Annotated in this window: 13 protein-coding genes; 6 read left to right on the top strand and 7 right to left on the bottom strand. The window is 73.7% G+C overall.

Annotated features, from left to right (window positions below):
• Positions 1-121 precede the first annotated feature (121 nt).
• Together ACZ7C5_RS28870 and ACZ7C5_RS28875 are read right to left on the bottom strand one after the other, a co-directional pair.
• Positions 122-583, bottom strand: coding sequence for a GNAT family N-acetyltransferase (locus ACZ7C5_RS28870; RefSeq protein ID WP_470323748.1), 462 nt, complete (start codon positions 581-583; stop codon positions 122-124).
• Between the two features lie 101 nt (positions 584-684).
• Positions 685-1,476, bottom strand: a complete 792-nt coding sequence (locus ACZ7C5_RS28875; RefSeq protein ID WP_401089723.1) for a VOC family protein — start codon at positions 1,474-1,476, stop codon at positions 685-687.
• A 202-nt stretch (positions 1,477-1,678) separates the two neighbouring features.
• Here ACZ7C5_RS28875 and recD2 point away from each other — a divergent pair, with 202 nt between their 5' ends.
• The 3 genes from recD2 to ACZ7C5_RS28890 all read left to right on the top strand — a co-directional run bounded on the left by recD2 (position 1,679) and on the right by ACZ7C5_RS28890 (position 6,709).
• Entirely contained in the window at positions 1,679-3,916 is a 2,238-nt protein-coding gene (gene recD2, locus ACZ7C5_RS28880; RefSeq protein ID WP_470323749.1) for an SF1B family DNA helicase RecD2, read from the top strand.
• A gap of 225 nt (positions 3,917-4,141) precedes the next feature.
• The gene (locus ACZ7C5_RS28885) at positions 4,142-5,431 is read left to right on the top strand and encodes a citrate synthase (RefSeq protein ID WP_401089727.1); all 1,290 of its coding nucleotides are present in this window, start codon (positions 4,142-4,144) and stop codon (positions 5,429-5,431) included.
• A 558-nt stretch (positions 5,432-5,989) separates the two neighbouring features.
• Positions 5,990-6,709 carry an SDR family NAD(P)-dependent oxidoreductase gene (locus ACZ7C5_RS28890; RefSeq protein WP_188300406.1) on the top strand — a complete coding sequence of 240 codons (720 nt, stop codon included), beginning with the start codon at positions 5,990-5,992 and terminating at the stop codon, positions 6,707-6,709.
• A 68-nt stretch (positions 6,710-6,777) separates the two neighbouring features.
• Here the strand turns inward: ACZ7C5_RS28890 and ACZ7C5_RS28895 are convergent, their stop codons facing one another.
• Positions 6,778-9,105, bottom strand: a complete 2,328-nt coding sequence (locus ACZ7C5_RS28895; protein WP_470323750.1) for a heavy metal translocating P-type ATPase — start codon at positions 9,103-9,105, stop codon at positions 6,778-6,780.
• A gap of 68 nt (positions 9,106-9,173) precedes the next feature.
• Positions 9,174-9,392 (bottom strand): heavy-metal-associated domain-containing protein, encoded by a 219-nt coding sequence (locus tag ACZ7C5_RS28900; protein WP_188295516.1) that lies wholly within the window; start codon positions 9,390-9,392, stop codon positions 9,174-9,176.
• 178 nt (positions 9,393-9,570) lie between these two features.
• Here ACZ7C5_RS28900 and ACZ7C5_RS28905 point away from each other — a divergent pair, with 178 nt between their 5' ends.
• On the top strand, positions 9,571-10,743 hold the full coding sequence (locus ACZ7C5_RS28905) for a PP2C family protein-serine/threonine phosphatase (RefSeq protein ID WP_470323751.1): 1,173 nt from the start codon (positions 9,571-9,573) through the stop codon (positions 10,741-10,743).
• An 84-nt stretch (positions 10,744-10,827) separates the two neighbouring features.
• On the opposite strand, the gene dhaL is transcribed toward ACZ7C5_RS28905, so the two are convergent.
• Complete coding sequence (gene dhaL, locus ACZ7C5_RS28910; RefSeq protein WP_470323752.1) at positions 10,828-11,478, bottom strand: dihydroxyacetone kinase subunit DhaL; 651 nt, start codon at positions 11,476-11,478, stop codon at positions 10,828-10,830.
• Positions 11,479-11,493: 15 nt separating this feature from the next.
• Positions 11,494-12,486, bottom strand: coding sequence for a dihydroxyacetone kinase subunit DhaK (gene dhaK, locus ACZ7C5_RS28915; RefSeq protein ID WP_470323753.1), 993 nt, complete (start codon positions 12,484-12,486; stop codon positions 11,494-11,496).
• 137 nt (positions 12,487-12,623) lie between these two features.
• Here dhaK and dhaM point away from each other — a divergent pair, with 137 nt between their 5' ends.
• Positions 12,624-13,016 carry a dihydroxyacetone kinase phosphoryl donor subunit DhaM gene (dhaM, locus tag ACZ7C5_RS28920; RefSeq protein WP_401089737.1) on the top strand — a complete coding sequence of 131 codons (393 nt, stop codon included), beginning with the start codon at positions 12,624-12,626 and terminating at the stop codon, positions 13,014-13,016.
• Positions 13,017-13,087: 71 nt separating this feature from the next.
• Here the strand turns inward: dhaM and ACZ7C5_RS28925 are convergent, their stop codons facing one another.
• On the bottom strand, positions 13,088-14,800 hold the full coding sequence (locus tag ACZ7C5_RS28925; protein ID WP_470323754.1) for a bifunctional 3'-5' exonuclease/DNA polymerase: 1,713 nt from the start codon (positions 14,798-14,800) through the stop codon (positions 13,088-13,090).
• 208 nt (positions 14,801-15,008) lie between these two features.
• On the opposite strand from ACZ7C5_RS28925, the gene ACZ7C5_RS28930 reads away from it, so the two are divergent.
• The gene (locus tag ACZ7C5_RS28930) at positions 15,009-17,033 is read left to right on the top strand and encodes a M3 family metallopeptidase (RefSeq protein WP_470323755.1); all 2,025 of its coding nucleotides are present in this window, start codon (positions 15,009-15,011) and stop codon (positions 17,031-17,033) included.
• Positions 17,034-17,035: the final 2 nt, after the last annotated feature.

The following is a 17,035-nucleotide window of genomic DNA, read 5'->3' on the forward strand; positions in this document are numbered from 1 at the left end:
GATGGTACTGCAGGGGGGACCCTGTGGGAGAGTAGGACGCCGCCGAACAATTCTTCTGAAGAACCCCCATCCGGGAATCCCGGATGGGGGTTCTTCGCGTTTCCGGGGCGTTTTCGGGCGGTCAGAGCTGGAGCTTGAACCCGACGTGCGAGGCGACGAACCCGAGGCGCTCGTAGAAGCGGTGCGCGTCTGCTCGCGTCGCGTCGGAGGTCAGCTGGACGAGGACGGCGCCGATGTCGCGGGAGCGGTCGACGGCCCACCGGATCAGCTCGGTGCCCAGTCCGCTGCCGCGTTCGTCGGCGTGGACGCGGACGCCCTCGATGATCGTGCGGGTGGCACCGGCCCGGGAGAGGCCTGGGACGACGGTGAGTTGCAGAGTGCCGACGGTGCGGCCGGCCCGGTCGGCGACGGCCAGGTGCTGGTGCGGGTCGCCGTCGATGCGGGCGAACGCGGCGCGGTAGGGGGTGAGGTCGTCGGGGCTCTCGCGGGTGGCGCCCAGCGGGTCGTCGGCGAGCATGGCCACGATTGCCGGCAGGTCGTCGGCGGTGGCTCGTCGGATCGTCAGAACAGCCGTTTCGGTCATGATCGGAGACTAGGAGTGTGCTGTCTGCCGTGCCAAGCCCTGCCTGCGCCCGTAGCACCCCTTCACGGCCCTTCTGAAGGGCCGTGAGACCCCACCCGGCGTCACTCCCCTGCCTTGGCACTGGTGATGACGGCGAGGACGGCCCCGTGCGGGTCGGCCAGCTGGGCCAGGCGGCCGACGCCGTGCACGTCCATGGGCGGGATCCGCACGGTCGCGCCGAGGGTGCCGGCGATGGCGAGGCCGGCGTCGACGTTGGGGACCTCGAAGTAGGGGAGCCAGTGCGAGGTGGTGCCGCGCGCGGTGTGCTCGGGGCCGAGCTGCATGATGCCGCCGTGGGCGTCGTCGGTGCCGCCGCCGGACGGGGTGAGGACGGTGTACATCGCCTCGCCGAGCGGGACGTCCTGCTCCTGCCAGTCGAAGACGGCGCGGTAGAAGGACTTGGCGCGTTCGGCGTCGACGCTGTAGCACTCGGTCCAGCAGAGGCTGCCCTCCTCGGTGACGAGGTCCAGGCCGCGGTTGGCGTGCGGCTGCCAGACCGCGAAGTCGGCGCCGGTCGGGTCGGTGTAGCCGGCCATCCGGCCCGCGGTGAAGACGTCGAAGGGGGCGAACCGGACGCGTCCGCCGGACTGTTCGACCAGTGCGGTGGTGCGGTCGGCGTCGTCGGTGGCGAAGTAGAGCGCCCAGCCGGGAGGGGGGTCCTCCTCGATGAGCGGGCCGAGGGCGGCGACGGTCCGGCCGTCGAGCTTGAAGAAGCCGTACCCGCCGGCCTCGGGACCGGCCGAGTCGAAGGTCCAGCCGAACAGCGCGGTGTAGAAGTCGACGGACGCCCGGGTGTCGGGGCTGCTCAGGTCGAGCCAGACCGGGGAACCGGGGCGGAAGTCGGTGTTGAGCATGGCGGCACTGCTCCTCGGACGGGGCCCGGGCGGGCGCGGTCGACGGCGGGTCCCCCTCGGTCCCTCCCAGCCTGGCACCTCGGCCGGGGCGGTGCACGGCAGGGGCCGGGGGCGGGGAAGGAGGCGGGCCTGCGGGTCTGTCGGCGCGGGGCGGTACGGTGCGTAGCGGAATGTTCCACCCGTACCGGTCGAAGGGGGTCCGGTGAGCAAGCAGGCGGCGCAGTCCGGGCAGCAGGTGCCGCTCCAGCTCGCACAGGTCGAGGGCGTGCTGGAGCGGATCACGTACGCCAACGAGGAGACCGGCTACACGGTCGCCCGGGTGGACACCGGCCGGGGCGCGAACGACCTGCTGACGGTGGTGGGCGCGCTGCTGGGGGCGCAGGTCGGCGAGTCGCTGCGGCTGCACGGCCGGTGGGGCTCGCACCCGCAGTACGGGCGGCAGTTCACGGTGGAGAACTACACGACGGTGCTGCCCGCGACGGTCCAGGGGATCCAGCGCTACCTGGGGTCGGGGCTGATCAAGGGGATCGGGCCGCGGTTCGCCGAGCGGATCGTGGAGCGCTTCGGGGCGGACACCCTGGAGGTGATCGAGAACGAGCCCGGCCGGCTGATCGAGGTGCCGGGGCTGGGGCCGAAGCGGACGAAGAAGATCGCGGCGGCCTGGGAGGAGCAGAAGGCCATCAAGGAGGTGATGGTCTTCCTGCAGGGGGTCGGGGTGTCCACCTCGCTGGCTGTGCGAATCTACAAGCAGTACGGCGACGCCTCGATCGGCGTGGTGCGGAACGAGCCCTACCGGCTGGCGTCGGACGTGTGGGGCATCGGCTTCCTGACGGCGGACCGGATCGCCCAGGCGGTGGGCATCCCGCACGACAGCCCGGAGCGGGTGAAGGCCGGCCTCCAGTACGCGCTGTCGCAGAGCACCGACCAGGGGCACTGCTTCCTGCCGGAGGAACGGCTGATCGCGGACGGCGTGAAGCTGCTCCAGGTGGACGTCGGGCTGGTGATCGACTGCCTGGCGGAGCTGGTGGCGGCCGAGGGGGTGGTGCGCGAGGCGGTGCCCGGGGAGGGCGGCCAGCCGGTCACGGCGGTGTACCTGGTGCCGTTCCACCGGGCGGAGATCTCGCTGGCCAACCAGTTGGCGCGGCTGCTGCGTGCGGACGAGGACCGGATGCCGTGGTTCGGGAACGTGGACTGGCCGGTGGCGCTGGAGTGGCTGGCCGGGCGGACGGGGGCCGAGCTGGCGCCGGAGCAGGAGCAGTCGGTGCGGCTGGCGCTGACCGAGAAGGTCGCGGTGCTGACGGGCGGCCCGGGCTGCGGCAAGTCGTTCACGGTGAAGTCGATCGTGGCGCTGGCGCTGGCGAAGCGGGCGAAGGTGGTGCTGGCGGCGCCGACCGGCCGGGCGGCGAAGCGGCTGGCGGAGCTGACCGGGGTGGAGGCCTCGACGGTGCACCGGCTGCTGGAGCTGAAGCCGGGCGGGGACGCCGCGTACGACCGGGACCGGCCGCTGGACGCGGACCTGGTGGTGGTCGACGAGGCCTCGATGCTGGACCTGATCCTGGCGAACAAGCTGGTCAAGGCCGTGCCGATGGGTGCTCACCTGCTGTTCGTGGGGGACGTGGACCAGCTTCCCTCGGTGGGTGCGGGGGAGGTGCTGCGGGACCTGCTGGCCGAGGGCGGGCCGGTCCCGTCGGTGCGGCTGACCAGGATCTTCCGGCAGGCGCAGCAGTCGGGCGTGGTGACCAACGCGCACCGGATCAACGAGGGCCGGCCGCCGCTGACGGACGGCCTGGCGGACTTCTTCCTGTTCGCCGAGGACGACGCGGAGCGGGCGGCCGGGCTGACGGTGGACGTGGTGGCGCGCCGGATCCCGCAGAAGTTCGGCTTCGACCCGCGCCGGGACGTGCAGGTGCTGGCGCCGATGCACCGCGGCCCGGCGGGCGCGGGGAACCTGAACACCCTGCTCCAGGCGGCCGTGACGCCGGCCAGGGAGGGGCTGGCCGAACGCCGTTTCGGCGGGCGGACGTTCCGGGTCGGGGACAAGGTCACGCAGATCCGCAACAACTACGACAAGGGGCGCAACGGCGTCTTCAACGGCACAGTGGGAGTGGTGACCGCCCTCGCCGTGGACGACCAGCGGCTGACCGTGCTCACCGACGAGGACGAGGAGGTGGAGTACGACTTCGACGAACTGGACGAGCTGGCCCACGCGTACGCGGTGACGATCCACCGCTCGCAGGGCAGCGAGTACCCGGTGGTGGTGATTCCGGTCACCATGTCCGCTTGGACGATGCTCCAGCGGAACCTGCTCTACACCGCCGTGACCAGGGCCAGGAAACTGGTGGTGCTGGTGGGGTCACGCAAGGCGATCGGGCAGGCCGTCCGGGCCGTCAGCGCAGGTCGGAGGCACACCGCGCTCGATCATCGGCTGACAACTGGATGATTATCCAACGGGATGGTTGCCTCTAATGTTCTCTTGACGTGAAGAGATTTACGGCAGAGCCTAGGGTGGTGCCGATCTTGTCCGGTTCGTACCGGCTGCGGCGGCAGGTTTTGTAGGGGCGGGCCCTTTCGGGCCACCCCGGGTGCGCGACTGTCCTCCGGATGGGGGATGGTAGAGACAGTCAGGGCACCTTGGAAGAGGATTCATTTCGTCGGTGAGGAAGACGTGAGCGACAACTCGGTAGTACTGCGGTACCAGGACGGCGAGTACGAGTACCCCGTCGTCGAGAGCACTGCGGGCAACGCCGGCTTCGACATCTCGAAGCTGCTCCCGCAGACCGGCCTGGTCACCCTGGACAACGGCTTCGGTAACACCGCCGCGTACAAGTCCGCGATCACCTTCGTGGACGGTGACAACGGCATCCTGCGGTACCGCGGCTACCCGATCGAGCAGCTCGCCTCCGATGGCGGCTTCATCGAGACCGCGTACCTCCTGATCAACGGTGAGCTGCCCAACGCCGACCAGCTGGCGGAGTTCAACCGCGAGATCACCCAGCACACCCTGCTGCACGAGGACGTCAAGCGCTTCTTCCAGGGCTTCCCGCGGGACGCCCACCCGATGGCCATGCTGTCCTCGGTGGTCGGCGCGCTGTCCACGTTCTACCCGGAGAGCCACAACCCGTTCGACGCGGCCCAGCGCCACCTGTCGACCGTCCGCCTGCTCGCCAAGCTGCCGACGATCGCCGCGTACGCGTACAAGAAGGCGATGGGCCAGCCCTTCGTCTACCCGCGCAACGACCTGAGCTACGTCGAGAACTTCCTGCGGATGACCTTCGCCGTCCCCGCCGAGGACTACGAGCTCAACCCGGTCGTCGTCAACGCGCTCGACAAGCTGCTCATCCTGCACGCGGACCACGAGCAGAACTGCTCGACCTCCACGGTGCGCCTGGTCGGCTCCAGCCACGCCAACCTGTTCGCGTCGATCTCGGCCGGCATCTCGGCCCTGTGGGGCCCGCTGCACGGTGGCGCCAACCAGGCCGTGCTGGAGATGCTGGAGGGTATCCGCAAGGACGGCGGCGACGTCGACTCGTTCATCACGAAGGTGAAGAACAAGGAGGCCGGCGTCAAGCTGATGGGCTTCGGCCACCGGGTCTACAAGGCCTTCGACCCGCGCGCCGCCCAGGTCAAGATCCTCGCGCACGAGGTCCTCGGCCAGCTCGGCAAGAGCGACGAGCTGCTGGACATCGCGCTCAAGCTGGAGGAGCACGCCCTCAAGGACGACTTCTTCATCTCGCGCAAGCTGTATCCGAACGTGGACTTCTACACCGGCCTGATCTACCGCGCCATGGGCTTCCCGACCAGCATGTTCACCGTGCTGTTCGCCCTCGGCAGGCTGCCCGGCTGGATCGCCCACTGGCACGAGATGATCAACGACCCGACCAGCCGGATCGGCCGTCCGCGCCAGATCTACACCGGCACCGCGATCCGCGACTACGTCCCGCTGGACGCCCGCTGACCGTAGCGGAGCCGTCCACCGGCCCGCACGGAAGCTGAGAGGGGCCCGGCCGCCTGAGCGGCCGGGCCCCTTCGCGTCCCGGTGCGCGGCCCCCGAGGGGGCCGCGCGGGAACGGAACCGTACGGCGCACGACTCCGGGGTCGGCCGCAGCCCGGGACGGCCGCTCAAAGCGTCCCTGGCCCGCCGGAACCCCGGCGTCGTGCGCGAAGGCCGTCGAACTCGACGACCGTTCCCGGGGCCCGCCGGAGCCCCGTCGGCGACAGTCGGTGGAAGGGCGGGGACACGTTGCCGTTCAGCGTGTCCCCGCCCACCGGAAAACTGCCGCACTACCAACCTAAGACGTATCGGGGTGTGAGAAGTTACGCCCGGGGGGTGTGAGCTGCCTCTCGCCACGCTCCGTGTGCGCGTCGTACCAGGCCCATATCACACGTTCACACGCGCGGGACGTCACCCTCCCCGCAGTCACGGCAACCGAGCGTGATAGGAATCGTGGCATTCCGGTACGGACCGTCGCGCACATTCGCCTCGCGACGGCGGAACTGGGGAGGGAGTGGGCTGATGGCCAGGAACGTCGTCGTCACCGGTGGTGGCACGGGAATCGGGTACGAAGTCGCGCGGCGGTTCGTCGAGGCCGGTGACCACGTGGTGATCGTGGGCCGCCGCCGGGAGGTCCTGGAGAAGGCCGCGGCCGACCTCGGGCCGAGCGTCACCCCGCTGGTGTGCGACCTCGCCGACCCGGACGCCGTCGAGGCCGCGCTCGCCGGACTGCCCGAGCGGATCGACGTCCTGGTCAACAACGCCGGCAGCCGGGAGACCGTGGTCGGCGGCGGGCCGCACGCCCTGCTGGCGCGCTGGCGCGGCGACTTCGAGCGGAACGTGCTGACCGTGGTGCTGCTCACCGAGTCGGTCCGCGACCGGCTCACCCCGGGCTCCGGCCGGGTGGTCACCGTCAGCTCCATCGCCGCCCTGCGCGGGGCCGGCTCGTACGGCGCGGCGAAGGCCTCGCTGCATGCCTGGAACCACTTCCTGGCCGCCCAGTTGGGCACCTCGGGCATCACCGCCAACATCGTCGCGCCGGGCACGGTCGCGGGCACCGAGTTCTTCGGGCCCAGGCTGGACGAGGCCGAGGTCGCCCGCCGGGCCGCCCGCACGCTGCTCGGGCGGATCGGCGAGGCCGGCGAGGTGGCGGCGGCGGTGTACTTCCTGGCCTCGCCCGAGGCCGGGTTCGTCACCGGCGAGATCCTGCACTGCAACGGCGGCGAGCTGCTGGGGCGTTGAGACGCCCGAGCCGGTACGTACGGACGGCCCCGGACCGGCCCCGGTCCGGGGCCGTCGTGCGCGCCGGCTCAGGCGGGCCGGAAGCGGCGCAGCCGCAGGCTGTTGGTCACCACGAAGACCGAGGAGAAGGCCATCGCGGCCCCGGCGATCATCGGGTTGAGCAGGCCGGCGGCGGCCAGCGGGATCGCCGCCACGTTGTAGCCGAAGGCCCAGAAGAGGTTGCCCCTGATGGTGCCGAGGGTGCGGCGGGAGAGCCGGATGGCGTCCGCGGCGGCCAGCAGGTCGCCGCGGACCAGGGTGAGGTCGCCGGCCTCGATCGCGGCGTCGGTGCCGGTGCCCATCGCCAGGCCCAGGTCGGCCTGGGCCAGGGCGGCCGCGTCGTTGACGCCGTCGCCGACCATCGCCACCACCCTGCCCTCGGCCTGGAGCCGCCTGACGGTGGCGACCTTCTCCTCGGGGAGCACCTCGGCGATCACGTCCGGTGCGGCGATGCCGACCTCGGCGGCGACCGCCTCGGCCACCGCCCGGTTGTCGCCGGTGAGCAGCACCGGGGTCAGGCCCAGGGCGCGCAGCCGGCCGACGGCCTCGGCGCTGGTCGGCCTGACCGCGTCGGCGACCTCCAGCAGCGCCCGCGCCTCGCCGTCCCAGCCGACCGCGACGGTGGTGCGGCCGGCCGCCTCGGCGGTGGCCTTGGCGCGGGCCAGGGAGGGCGGCAGGTGCTGCGCGCGGTCGGCGAGCAGGGCCTCGCGCCCGGCGACCACCGTGCGGCCCGCCACGACCCCCTGCACGCCCCGCCCGGGGACGTTGCGGAAGTCCTCGACGGCGGGCAGCCCGCCCGCCCCGGCGGCGGCCTCGGTGGCGGCCTCGGCGATCGCCCGGGCGATCGGGTGCTCGGAGGCGTGTTCGACGGCACCGGCCAGGCGCAGCGCCTCGGCCTCGTCCACGCCCTCGGCGGTGTGCACCGCGAGCAGGGCCATCCGGCCGGTGGTGACGGTGCCGGTCTTGTCCAGCACGACGGTGTCCACCGTGCGGGTCGTCTCCAGCACCTCGGGGCCCTTGATCAGGATGCCGAGCTGGGCGCCGCGGCCGGTGCCGACCATCAGCGCGGTCGGGGTGGCCAGGCCGAGGGCGCACGGGCAGGCGATGATCAGCACGGCGACGGAGGCGGTGAAGGCCTCGGTGGGGCTGTCGGTGGCCAGCAGCCAGACCACCAGGGTGGCCAGGGCGATCAGGATGACGACCGGGACGAAGACGGCGGAGATCCGGTCGGCCAGCCGCTGGGCGGCGGCCTTGCCGTTCTGGGCCTCCTCGACCAGCCGGGCCATCCGGGCCAGCCGGGTGTCCGCGCCGACCCTGGTGGCCTCGACCACCAGGCGCCCGCCCGCGTTGACGGTGGCGCCGGTGACGGCGTCGCCGACGGTGACCTCGACCGGGACGGACTCGCCGGTGAGCATCGAGGCGTCCACGGCGGAGCCGCCCTCGACCACCACGCCGTCGGTGGCGATCGTCTCGCCGGGGCGGACCACGAAGCGGGTGCCGACCGTCAGCCGGTCCACCGGCAGCCGTACCTCCCGCCAGGCCGGTCGCCCACCGCCACCCTTGTCCGAGGGCGCTTCGCGCTCACCCCCCTCGTACTGGAGGACCGCGACGTCCTTGGCGCCGAGGTCGAGCAGGGCGTGCAGCGCGGCGCCGGCCCGGCGCTTGGAGCGGGCCTCCAGGTAGCGGCCGAGCAGGATCAGCACGGTGACGGCGGCGGCGGTCTCCAGGTAGAGCGTCGAGGAGGGGTCGGTGTCGCCGACGGACAGCGAGAAGTCGTGGTGCGTTCCCGGCAGGCCGGCGCGGCCCCCGAAGAGCGCCCAGCAGGACCAGCCGAAGGCGGCCAGGGTGCCGAGCGAGACCAGGGTGTCCATGGTGGCGGCGCCGTGCCGGAGGTTGGTCCAGGCCGCGCGGTGGAAGGGCAGGCCGCCGTAGACCACGACCGGGCCGGTGAGCGCGAAGGCCAGCCACTGCCAGTCGGTGAACTGGAGGGCGGGGACCATCGACAGCAGGACCACGGGGACGGCGAGGACGGTGCTGATCAGCAGCCGGTCGCGGTGGGGGTGCCCCGGGCCGGATTCGGGCGGGGCCGTGGCGGCGGCCGGTTCGGGGGCGGCCGGCGGCGGGGGGAGCTCGGCGGTGTAGCCGGTGCGCTCGACCGTGGCGATCAGGTCCTCCACCGTGGTCCCGTGGCCGAAGTCGACCCTGGCCTTCTCGGTGGCGAAGTTGACGGTCGCCTCGACGCCGTCCATCCGGTTGAGCTTCTTCTCGATCCGGGCCGCGCAGGAGGCGCAGGTCATCCCGCCGATCGACAGCTCGACCCGGTCCCGGGCTCCGACGTCCGGGGCGGACGTGCTCATGCGGATCAGCTCCTTGCTGCGGGTGGACGGCGGGGGACGCTCCGGCGGCCCCCGCCGCACCGGGTGGTTCAGGCGCTGCGGCCGACCAGCTCGTAGCCGGCCTCGTCGATCGCGGCGCGCACCTGCTCGTCGTCCAACGGGGCGGCGGAGGAGATCGTCACGGTACCGGCGCCGGAGTCGGCGGCGACCTCGGTGACCCCGGCCAGGGCGGAGACCTCCTCGCTGATCGCCTTCTCGCAGTGGCCGCAGCTCATGCCGGACACGGTGTAGGTGATGGTGCTGGACATCGGGGCCTCCGGGAGGTCTGGGCGTCCGGGCGGTCGCCCGGGGTGCGGTGTCGGCGCTGTCCCTCTGTTCGACACCATACCCATCGGGGGTATTCCCGGGAGTGGTGGGGGGTGCTTCACATCGTAGGGACCCGGGGCCGGTCGGGCCTCGTCCGTGATCGTCCCTTATGTTCGGTATGTGTTTCCGCCCCACCGCGCCCAGTCACCCTCGGCTCCCAAGGCAGCCGGACTGCCGCCGGACCGGCAGCGCGGCGCCCTGCTCGCCGCCGACCTCCAGGACGTCCCGTTCTGGCGGCGGGCCACGCCCGCGCTGGTCGCCGTCCTGCTGGTCTCGCTGGCGGACTTCCTGTCCGGCCAGGACCGCTACCTGGCCCCGCTGATGACCGTGGTGCCGACGGTCGCGGCGCTCACCCTGAAGCCCCGCGAACTGCTCCTGGTCTGCTCGCTCGGGCTGCTCGCGGTGTTCGGGCTCAGCCACCACGACCAGGTCGACAACATCAACGACGCCCGCTTCCTGTACGGGGCGATGATCAGCTACGTCGTGCTGACGCTGTTCTCGGCCTGGGTCGCCAAGGTCCGGATGCGGCGCGCGGCGGCCTTCGCGGCCGTCAGCTCCGTCGCCGAGGCCGCCCAGCGGGCGCTGCTGCGGCTGCCCGGGCCCGCGGTCGGGCCGCTGCGGCTCGCGGTGCGGTACGTGTCGGCGGCGGACGCCTCGCGGATCGGCGGGGACCTGTACTCGGTGCTGGAGACGCCGCACGGCACCCGGGTCGCGGTCGGGGACGTCCGGGGCAAGGGGCTGGCGGCGGTGCAGACCGCGGCCGTGGTGCTGGGCGCGTTCCGCGAGGCGGCGTACGACGAGGCCGGGCTGCGGGGCGTCGCCGCGCGGATCGAGGCCAGTGTCGAACGGCACGTGCCGGACGGGGAGTTCACCACGGCGCTGTTCGCGGAGTTCCGCACCCCGGGGGCGATGGAGCTGCTCCAGTACGGGCACGTGCCGCCGATCCGGGTGGACGGCGAGGGGCGGGCACACGTGCTGCACGCGCCGGACCCGTGGGTGCCGCTCGGGCTCGGCCGGCTGGCGGCGGGGGAGCCGAGCACCTGGGGGCTGCCGTTCGGGGCGGAGGACGTGCTGGTGCTCTGCACGGACGGGGTGATCGAGGCGCGGCACCGGGTGAGTGGGGAGTTCTATCCGCTGGCGGAGCGGGTCGGACCGCTGGTGCGGGGAGCCTCGCGCTCGGCGGGGGAGCTGGAGGCTGCCGTGGGGCGGGTGTACGCGGACCTGCTGGCGCACACGGGTGGGGAGCTGCGGGACGACGCGCTGCTGTTGCTGATCGCGCGGACGGACGGGTGAGGGAGACGCTTCCGGGCGGGCGCGCCCCGAACGGTTCGCCGGGCTGCGGCGGGGCCCGGCGAACCGCGTGAGGAGGGGGAGGGCTCAGCCCGCGGTGACGTCCGCGAGGGCGCGGAAGACGAGGGCGGTGGAGGTGGCGCCCGGGTCCTGGTGGCCGACGCTGCGTTCGCCGAGGTAGGAGGCGCGGCCCTTGCGGGCCTGGAGGGGGACGGTGTCACGGGCGCCCTGTTCGGCGGCGTCGGCGGCCGCCGCGGCGGCTCCCGGGAGGCCCGCCCCGGCCGCCGCCGCGGCACGGAAGGCGGCGACGGCCGGGGTCCAGGCGTCCACGATCGTCTTGTCGCCGGTTTCGGCCTTGCCGAGGAGGCGGACGGCGTCCAGCCCGGCCGACAGGGCCTCGGCGAGCGTGGCCGGGTCCGCCGGTTCCGGCAGGGCGGCGCCGATGGCCCGGAAGGCCTTGCCGTAGAGCGGCCCCGAGGCGCCGCCGACCTTGGAGATGAGGGTGGTGCCGGTCTTGGTGAGGACGGCGCCGGGGCTGGCCGGCCGGAGGCCGTCCAGGGCGGCCAGCGCGGCGGTGAAGCCGCGCTGGAGGTTGCTGCCGTGGTCGCCGTCGCCGATCGCGGAGTCCAGCTCGGTGAGCCGGGACTGCTCCTTCTCGACGGCCGCGGCGATCGTGCGGATCCACGCCTCGGCCGCCGGGGCGTCGAACTCGTCGAACTGCCGGATGTCGGGGTCCATCGGGTCTCCTTCGGCTCAGCGCTTGAGGGCGGGGGTGTCGACGGGCGCGTCCCAGAGTTCCAGCAGCTGGGTGTCGGCCTTGGTGAGGGTGAGCGAGAAACCCGCCATGTCGAGGCTGGTGACGTAGTTGCCGACCAGGCTGCGGGCCACCGTGATGCCGTGTTCGGCGAGCTTGGCGGCGACCTCGCCGTAGACCACGTACAGCTCCAGCAGCGGGGTCGCGCCGAGGCCGTTGAGCAGGGCGATCACCTCGTCGCCCGGGGTCAGGTGGTGGTCGGTCAGGATGGTCTCGACCACCTCGGCGGCCAGTTCGCGGGCCGGGCGGAGCTTCTCGCGGCGGCGCCCGGGCTCGCCGTGGATGCCGACGCCGACCTCGATCTCGTCCTCGGGCAGGTCGAAGCCGGGCTTGCCGGCGGCCGGGACGGTGGCCGCGGTGAGCGCGACGGCGAAGCTGCGGGAGGCGGCGTTGACCCGCTCGCCCAGGGCGGCCACCTCGTCCAGCGGGGCGCCGCGCTCGGCCAGCGCGCCGGCGGTCTTCTCGACCAGGACGGTCGCGCCGGTGCCCCGGCGCCCGGCCGTCCAGGTGGAGTCCTCGACCGCGACGTCGTCGTTGACCAGGACGGTGCGGACCTCCAGGCCCTCCTCGGCGGCGAGTTCGGCGGCGAGCTCGAAGTTCATCACGTCGCCGGTGTAGTTCTTCACCACGAACACCACGCCGGCGCCGGTCTCCACGGCCTTGGCGGCGGCCAGCATCTGGTCGGGGACGGGGGAGGTGAACACCTCGCCCGGGCAGGCGGCGTCGAGCATGCCGGGGCCGACGAAGCCGCCGTGCAGCGGCTCGTGGCCGGAGCCGCCGCCGGAGATCACCGCGACCTTGGGCCCGGCCGGGCGGACGGCCCTGGTGATCACCCGGTTGGGGACGTCCACCGCCAGCTTCGGGTGGGCGGCGGCGATGCCGGCCAGCGCGTCCTCCAGGACGCTCTCCGGGGTGTTGATCAGCTTCTTCAACGTTCTTCGCTCCCTCTACCGCGGCGGACGCTGCTGCCCCGACGCTACGCCAGACGGGGGTGCCGGGCACGGGGTGCGACACGCGGGATTCCGATCACCCTCCCGGAGTACCCGGTTCCGGCCTTAGGGTCGGCCGCATGAGTGACAACGTGGGCATTGTTCTGGTCTCGCACAGCGCCCGGCTCGCCGAGGGGCTGCGCGAGCTGCTCGGCGAACTCGCCTCGGACGGCGTACGGGTGGTCGTCGCGGGCGGCACCGAGGACGGCGGGCTCGGCACCAGCTACGACCTGATCGCCGCGGCGGTCGGGCAGGCCGACGCCGGGGCGGGCGTGGTCGTGCTGCCGGACCTCGGCAGCTCGGTGCTGACCGCCGTCACGGTGCTGGAGGACGAGCCGCGCCCGGGCGTGCGGCTGGTGGACGCGCCGTTCGTGGAGGGCGCGGTGGCCGCCGCCGTCACCGCCTCGACCGGGGCGGCGCTGGCCGAGGTGGTCGCGGCGGCCGAGGACGCCCGCTCCTTCCGGAAGCTGTAGCCGCCGCCCGGCAGCCGTGGCTGCGTGGCGTCCGCGGCTGCTCGGCGGCTGCGGTTACCTGGCGGCTGCGGCTATTTGGCGTCCGCGTAGCAGTCCACCACCGCGGTGCTGAGCGGGAAGCGCACCGGGGTGTCGCCGAACACCAGCCGGCTGGCCTCGTCGGCCGCCCCGGCGACGGCGGCGGCCACCTCGTCGGCGAGGTTGGCCGGCGTGTGCACCATCACCTCGTCGTGCTGGAAGAACACCAGGTGCGGGCGGTCCGCCGGGCCGGCCGCCGGAAGTTCGTTCAGCCGCCGGCGCAGTGCCGCGAGCAGGGCCAGGGCCCAGTCGGCGGCGCTGGCCTGGATGACGAAGTTGCGGGTGAACCGGCCGCGGGCGCGGGCGGTGCGGCCGCCGGCCTCGCCCGCGGTGTCGGCCTCGGTGAGGTCGAGGAAGTCGTCGGAGGCCGGCGGGCAGACCCGGCCGAGCCTGGAGGCGACCACGCCGCCGTCCTCGCCGGTGCGGGCGGCGGCCTCGACGTAGCCCATCGCGGCCGGGTAGTTGCGGCGCAGGGTGTTCAGCAGCGGGCCGATGTCGCCGCTGGTCTGCCCGTACATGGCGCCGAGCAGGCCCAGCTTGGCCTTGTCCCTGTCCCCCTGGAAGGCGCTGGCGGCGAGCGCCTCGTACAGGTCGCCGCCGGCGGCGGTGCGGGCCAGTCCGGCGTCCTGGGAGAGCGCGGCGAGCACCCGGGGCTCCAGCTGGGCGGCGTCGGCGACCACCAGCAGCCAGCCGGGGTCGGCGACCACGGCCCGGCGCAGGATGCGCGGGATCTGGAGGGCGCCGCCGCCGCGGCTGGCCCAGCGGCCGGAGACCACGCCGCCGACCACGTACTCGGGCCGGAACCGGCCGCCGCGCGCCCAGGCGTCCTGCCAGGCCCAGCCGTGCGCGACGTGGATCCTGGACAGCTCCTTGTAGCGGACCAGCAGCCGCGCCGCCGGGTGGTCGATGCCCTTGAGCTCCCAGGAGCGGGTGGAGCCGAGCTGGATGCCCGCCTCGGCGAAGGCCCGCAGCACCTGGGTGTGCGAGTCGGGGTTGAACGGCTTGGCGCCGAGGGCCCGGTGGAGTTCGACGGCGAGTTCGGCGAGGACCCTGGGCTGGGTCCCGGCGACGGCAGGGCGGGGGCCGAGCAGCTCGGTCAGCAGCCCGTCGTGGACGTCGGCGCGCCAGGGCAGGCCGTCGTGGGCGATCTCGGCGGCCACCAGGGCGCCGGCCGACTCGGCGGCGGCCAGCAGCCGGAACCGCTGCCGGGCCGCGGGGTCGGCGATGGCGGCGATCCGGCGCTGCTGCTCGGCGTGCACGGCCACCACGGCGGCCAGCGGGTCGGCGCCGGGCGGCAGTTGCAGCCGGTCGGGGGCGAAGAGGGTGTCCTGCCCGTCGTCCGCGTCGGCGAGCCCGGGCTCGGGCAGGTCCTCGGGGACGGGAAGCCCGCGCAGCCTGCACCAGGCGGCGCCGAGCGAGCGCGGTGCGCCGAACCGGCCCTCGTGGCCCAGCAGCAGCGCCTCGACCAGCCGCAGGTCGTGGCAGCGGGCGAGCCGCTCGGGCAGGCGCGGCAGCAGCGGGGCGTACCCGGAGTCGGCGGCGGCCCAGACCCAGCGGGGGCGGTCGGCGGCCTCCCTGGCGCCGACGGCGGCGGCGAGGTCCCGGACGGCCTCCGGCGGGCCGAGCGGGCCGCCCGCGTCGTCCAGCGGCTGGAGCCGGCCGCCGGGGCCGTGCGGATCGGGCGCGAGGGCGGTCCTGGGTGCCACGGGGGCTGCTCCTCTCCGGCGCGCGGTCGGGCGTGCGGGGACGGGGACGGGGGTGCGGGCCCGCGGGCGGGCCGGCCGCGGCCCCGTGACCGACGGGTCCGCGGCGTCGACGTTAGCCGGTGGGTACGACAACGGGGTGCCGGGAGGCTCCGGCAACGGTGGGTAAAGCCCGTGGGCAGGGCCGGGGACACGGCGTATGGTTCGCGAAATGACCGAGAACCCGTTCTTCCAGGCCAGCTCGCTGGTCTACGAGCTCCCGCCGTTCGCCGAGATCCGCGAGGAGCACTACCTGCCCGCGTACGAGCGGGGGATGGCCGACCAGCTGGCCGAGATCGCGGCGATCACCGCGGACCGGAGCCTGCCGACCTTCGAGAACACCCTGGTGGCCCTGGAGCGCTCCGGGGAGCTGCTGCGCCGGGTCGACGCGGTGTTCCGCAACCAGTCGTCCTCGGACACCACCGACGTGCTGGACGAGGTGGAGGCGAAGGTGAGCCCGCTGCTCGCCGCCCACCACGACGCGATCCACCTGGACCGCGCGCTGTTCGCCCGGATCGAGGCGCTGCACGGGGACCGCGCCGGGCTCGGCCTGGACCCGGAGTCGCTGCGGCTGCTGGAGCGCTGGTACACCGCGTTCGTGCGCTCCGGCGCCCGGCTGGGCGCGGCCGAGCAGGCCAGGCTGCGCGAGCTGAACGCCGAACTCGCCGCGCTCGGCACCACCTTCCAGCAGAACGTGAACGCCGCCACCCGGGCCGCCGCGCTGGTCCTGGACTCCGCCGAGGAGCTGGCCGGGCTGTCCGAGGGCGCGATCGCCGGGGCGGCGGAGAACGCCCGGGTGCTCGGCCGCCCGGGCAGGTACGTGCTGAGCCTGCGGAACACCTCAGGCCAGTCCGAGCTGGCGCAGCTCACCGACCGCTCGGTGCGTGAGCGGCTGCTGGCCGCCTCGCTCGGCCGGGGCGTCGAGGCGAACGGCCCGCTGGCGATCCGCACCGCCGCGCTGCGCGCCGAGCGGGCCGCGCTGCTCGGGTACCCGAGCCACGCCGCGTACGTGGTGGCGGACGAGACGGCCGGCACCGTCGAGGCGGTCTCCGCCCTGCTGTCCAGGCTGGTCGGCCCGGCGGTGGCGATGGCCCGCAGGGAGGCCGGGGAGCTGGCCGCGGCGGCGGCCGCGGACGGGATCGACGAGATCGCCGCGCACGACTGGGCGTACTACTCGGAGAAGGTGCGGCAGAGCTCCTACCAGGTGGACGCGGCGGGGCTGCGCCCGTACTTCGAACTGGAGCGGGTGCTGCGGGACGGCGTGTTCTTCGCCGCGAACCTGGCGTACGGGCTGAGCTTCACCGAGCGGCCGGACCTGACGGCCCACCACCCGGACGCCCGGGTCTTCGAGGTGTCCGAGGAGGACGGCACCGCGCTGGGCCTGTTCATCGGCGACTTCCACGCCAGGGCGTCCAAGCGCGGCGGCGCCTGGATGGACGCGCTGGTGGCCCAGTCCGGGCTGACCGGGCAGCGGTCGGTGGTACTGAACAACCTCAACATCCCGCACCCGGCGCCCGGCGAGCCGGCGCTGATGGACTGGGACGAGGTGCGCACGCTGTTCCACGAGTTCGGGCACGCGCTGCACGGGCTGTTCTCGGACGTCCGCTACCCGCTGTTCTCGGGCACCTCGGTGCCCCGGGACTTCGTCGAGTTCCCCTCGCAGGTCAACGAGATGTGGATGGTCAGGCCCGAGGTGCTGGCGAACTACGCCCGCCACCACGAGACCGGGGAGCCGCTGCCGGCCGAGCTGGTCGAGCGGATGACGGCGGCCGAGGGCTTCGGGCAGGGCTTCCGGACGGTGGAGTACCTGGCGGCCACGCTGCTGGACTGGGCCTGGCACACCGTGCCGGCGGACGAGCTGGGCACGGACGCCGAGGCGTTCGAGGCGCGGGCGCTCGCGGCGGCCGGGATCGCGGTGGACGCGATCCCGCCGCGCTACCGGACGGCGTACTTCCAGCACGTCTTCGCCAGCGGCTACAGCGCCGCGTACTACGCGTACATCTGGTCGGAGGTGCTGGACGCCGACACCGTGCAGTGGTTCGAGGGCAACGGGCGGCCGGTGCGGGAGAGCGGCGAGCTGTTCCGGCGCGAGCTGCTGGCGCGCGGGTTCAGCCGGGACCCGCTGGAGTCCTTCCGCGCGGTGGTCGGCCGGGCTCCGGAGACCGGGCCGCTGCTGGTCCGCCGGGGGCTGGCGTAGGC

Source organism: Kitasatospora sp. NPDC036993 (assembly GCF_055607525.1).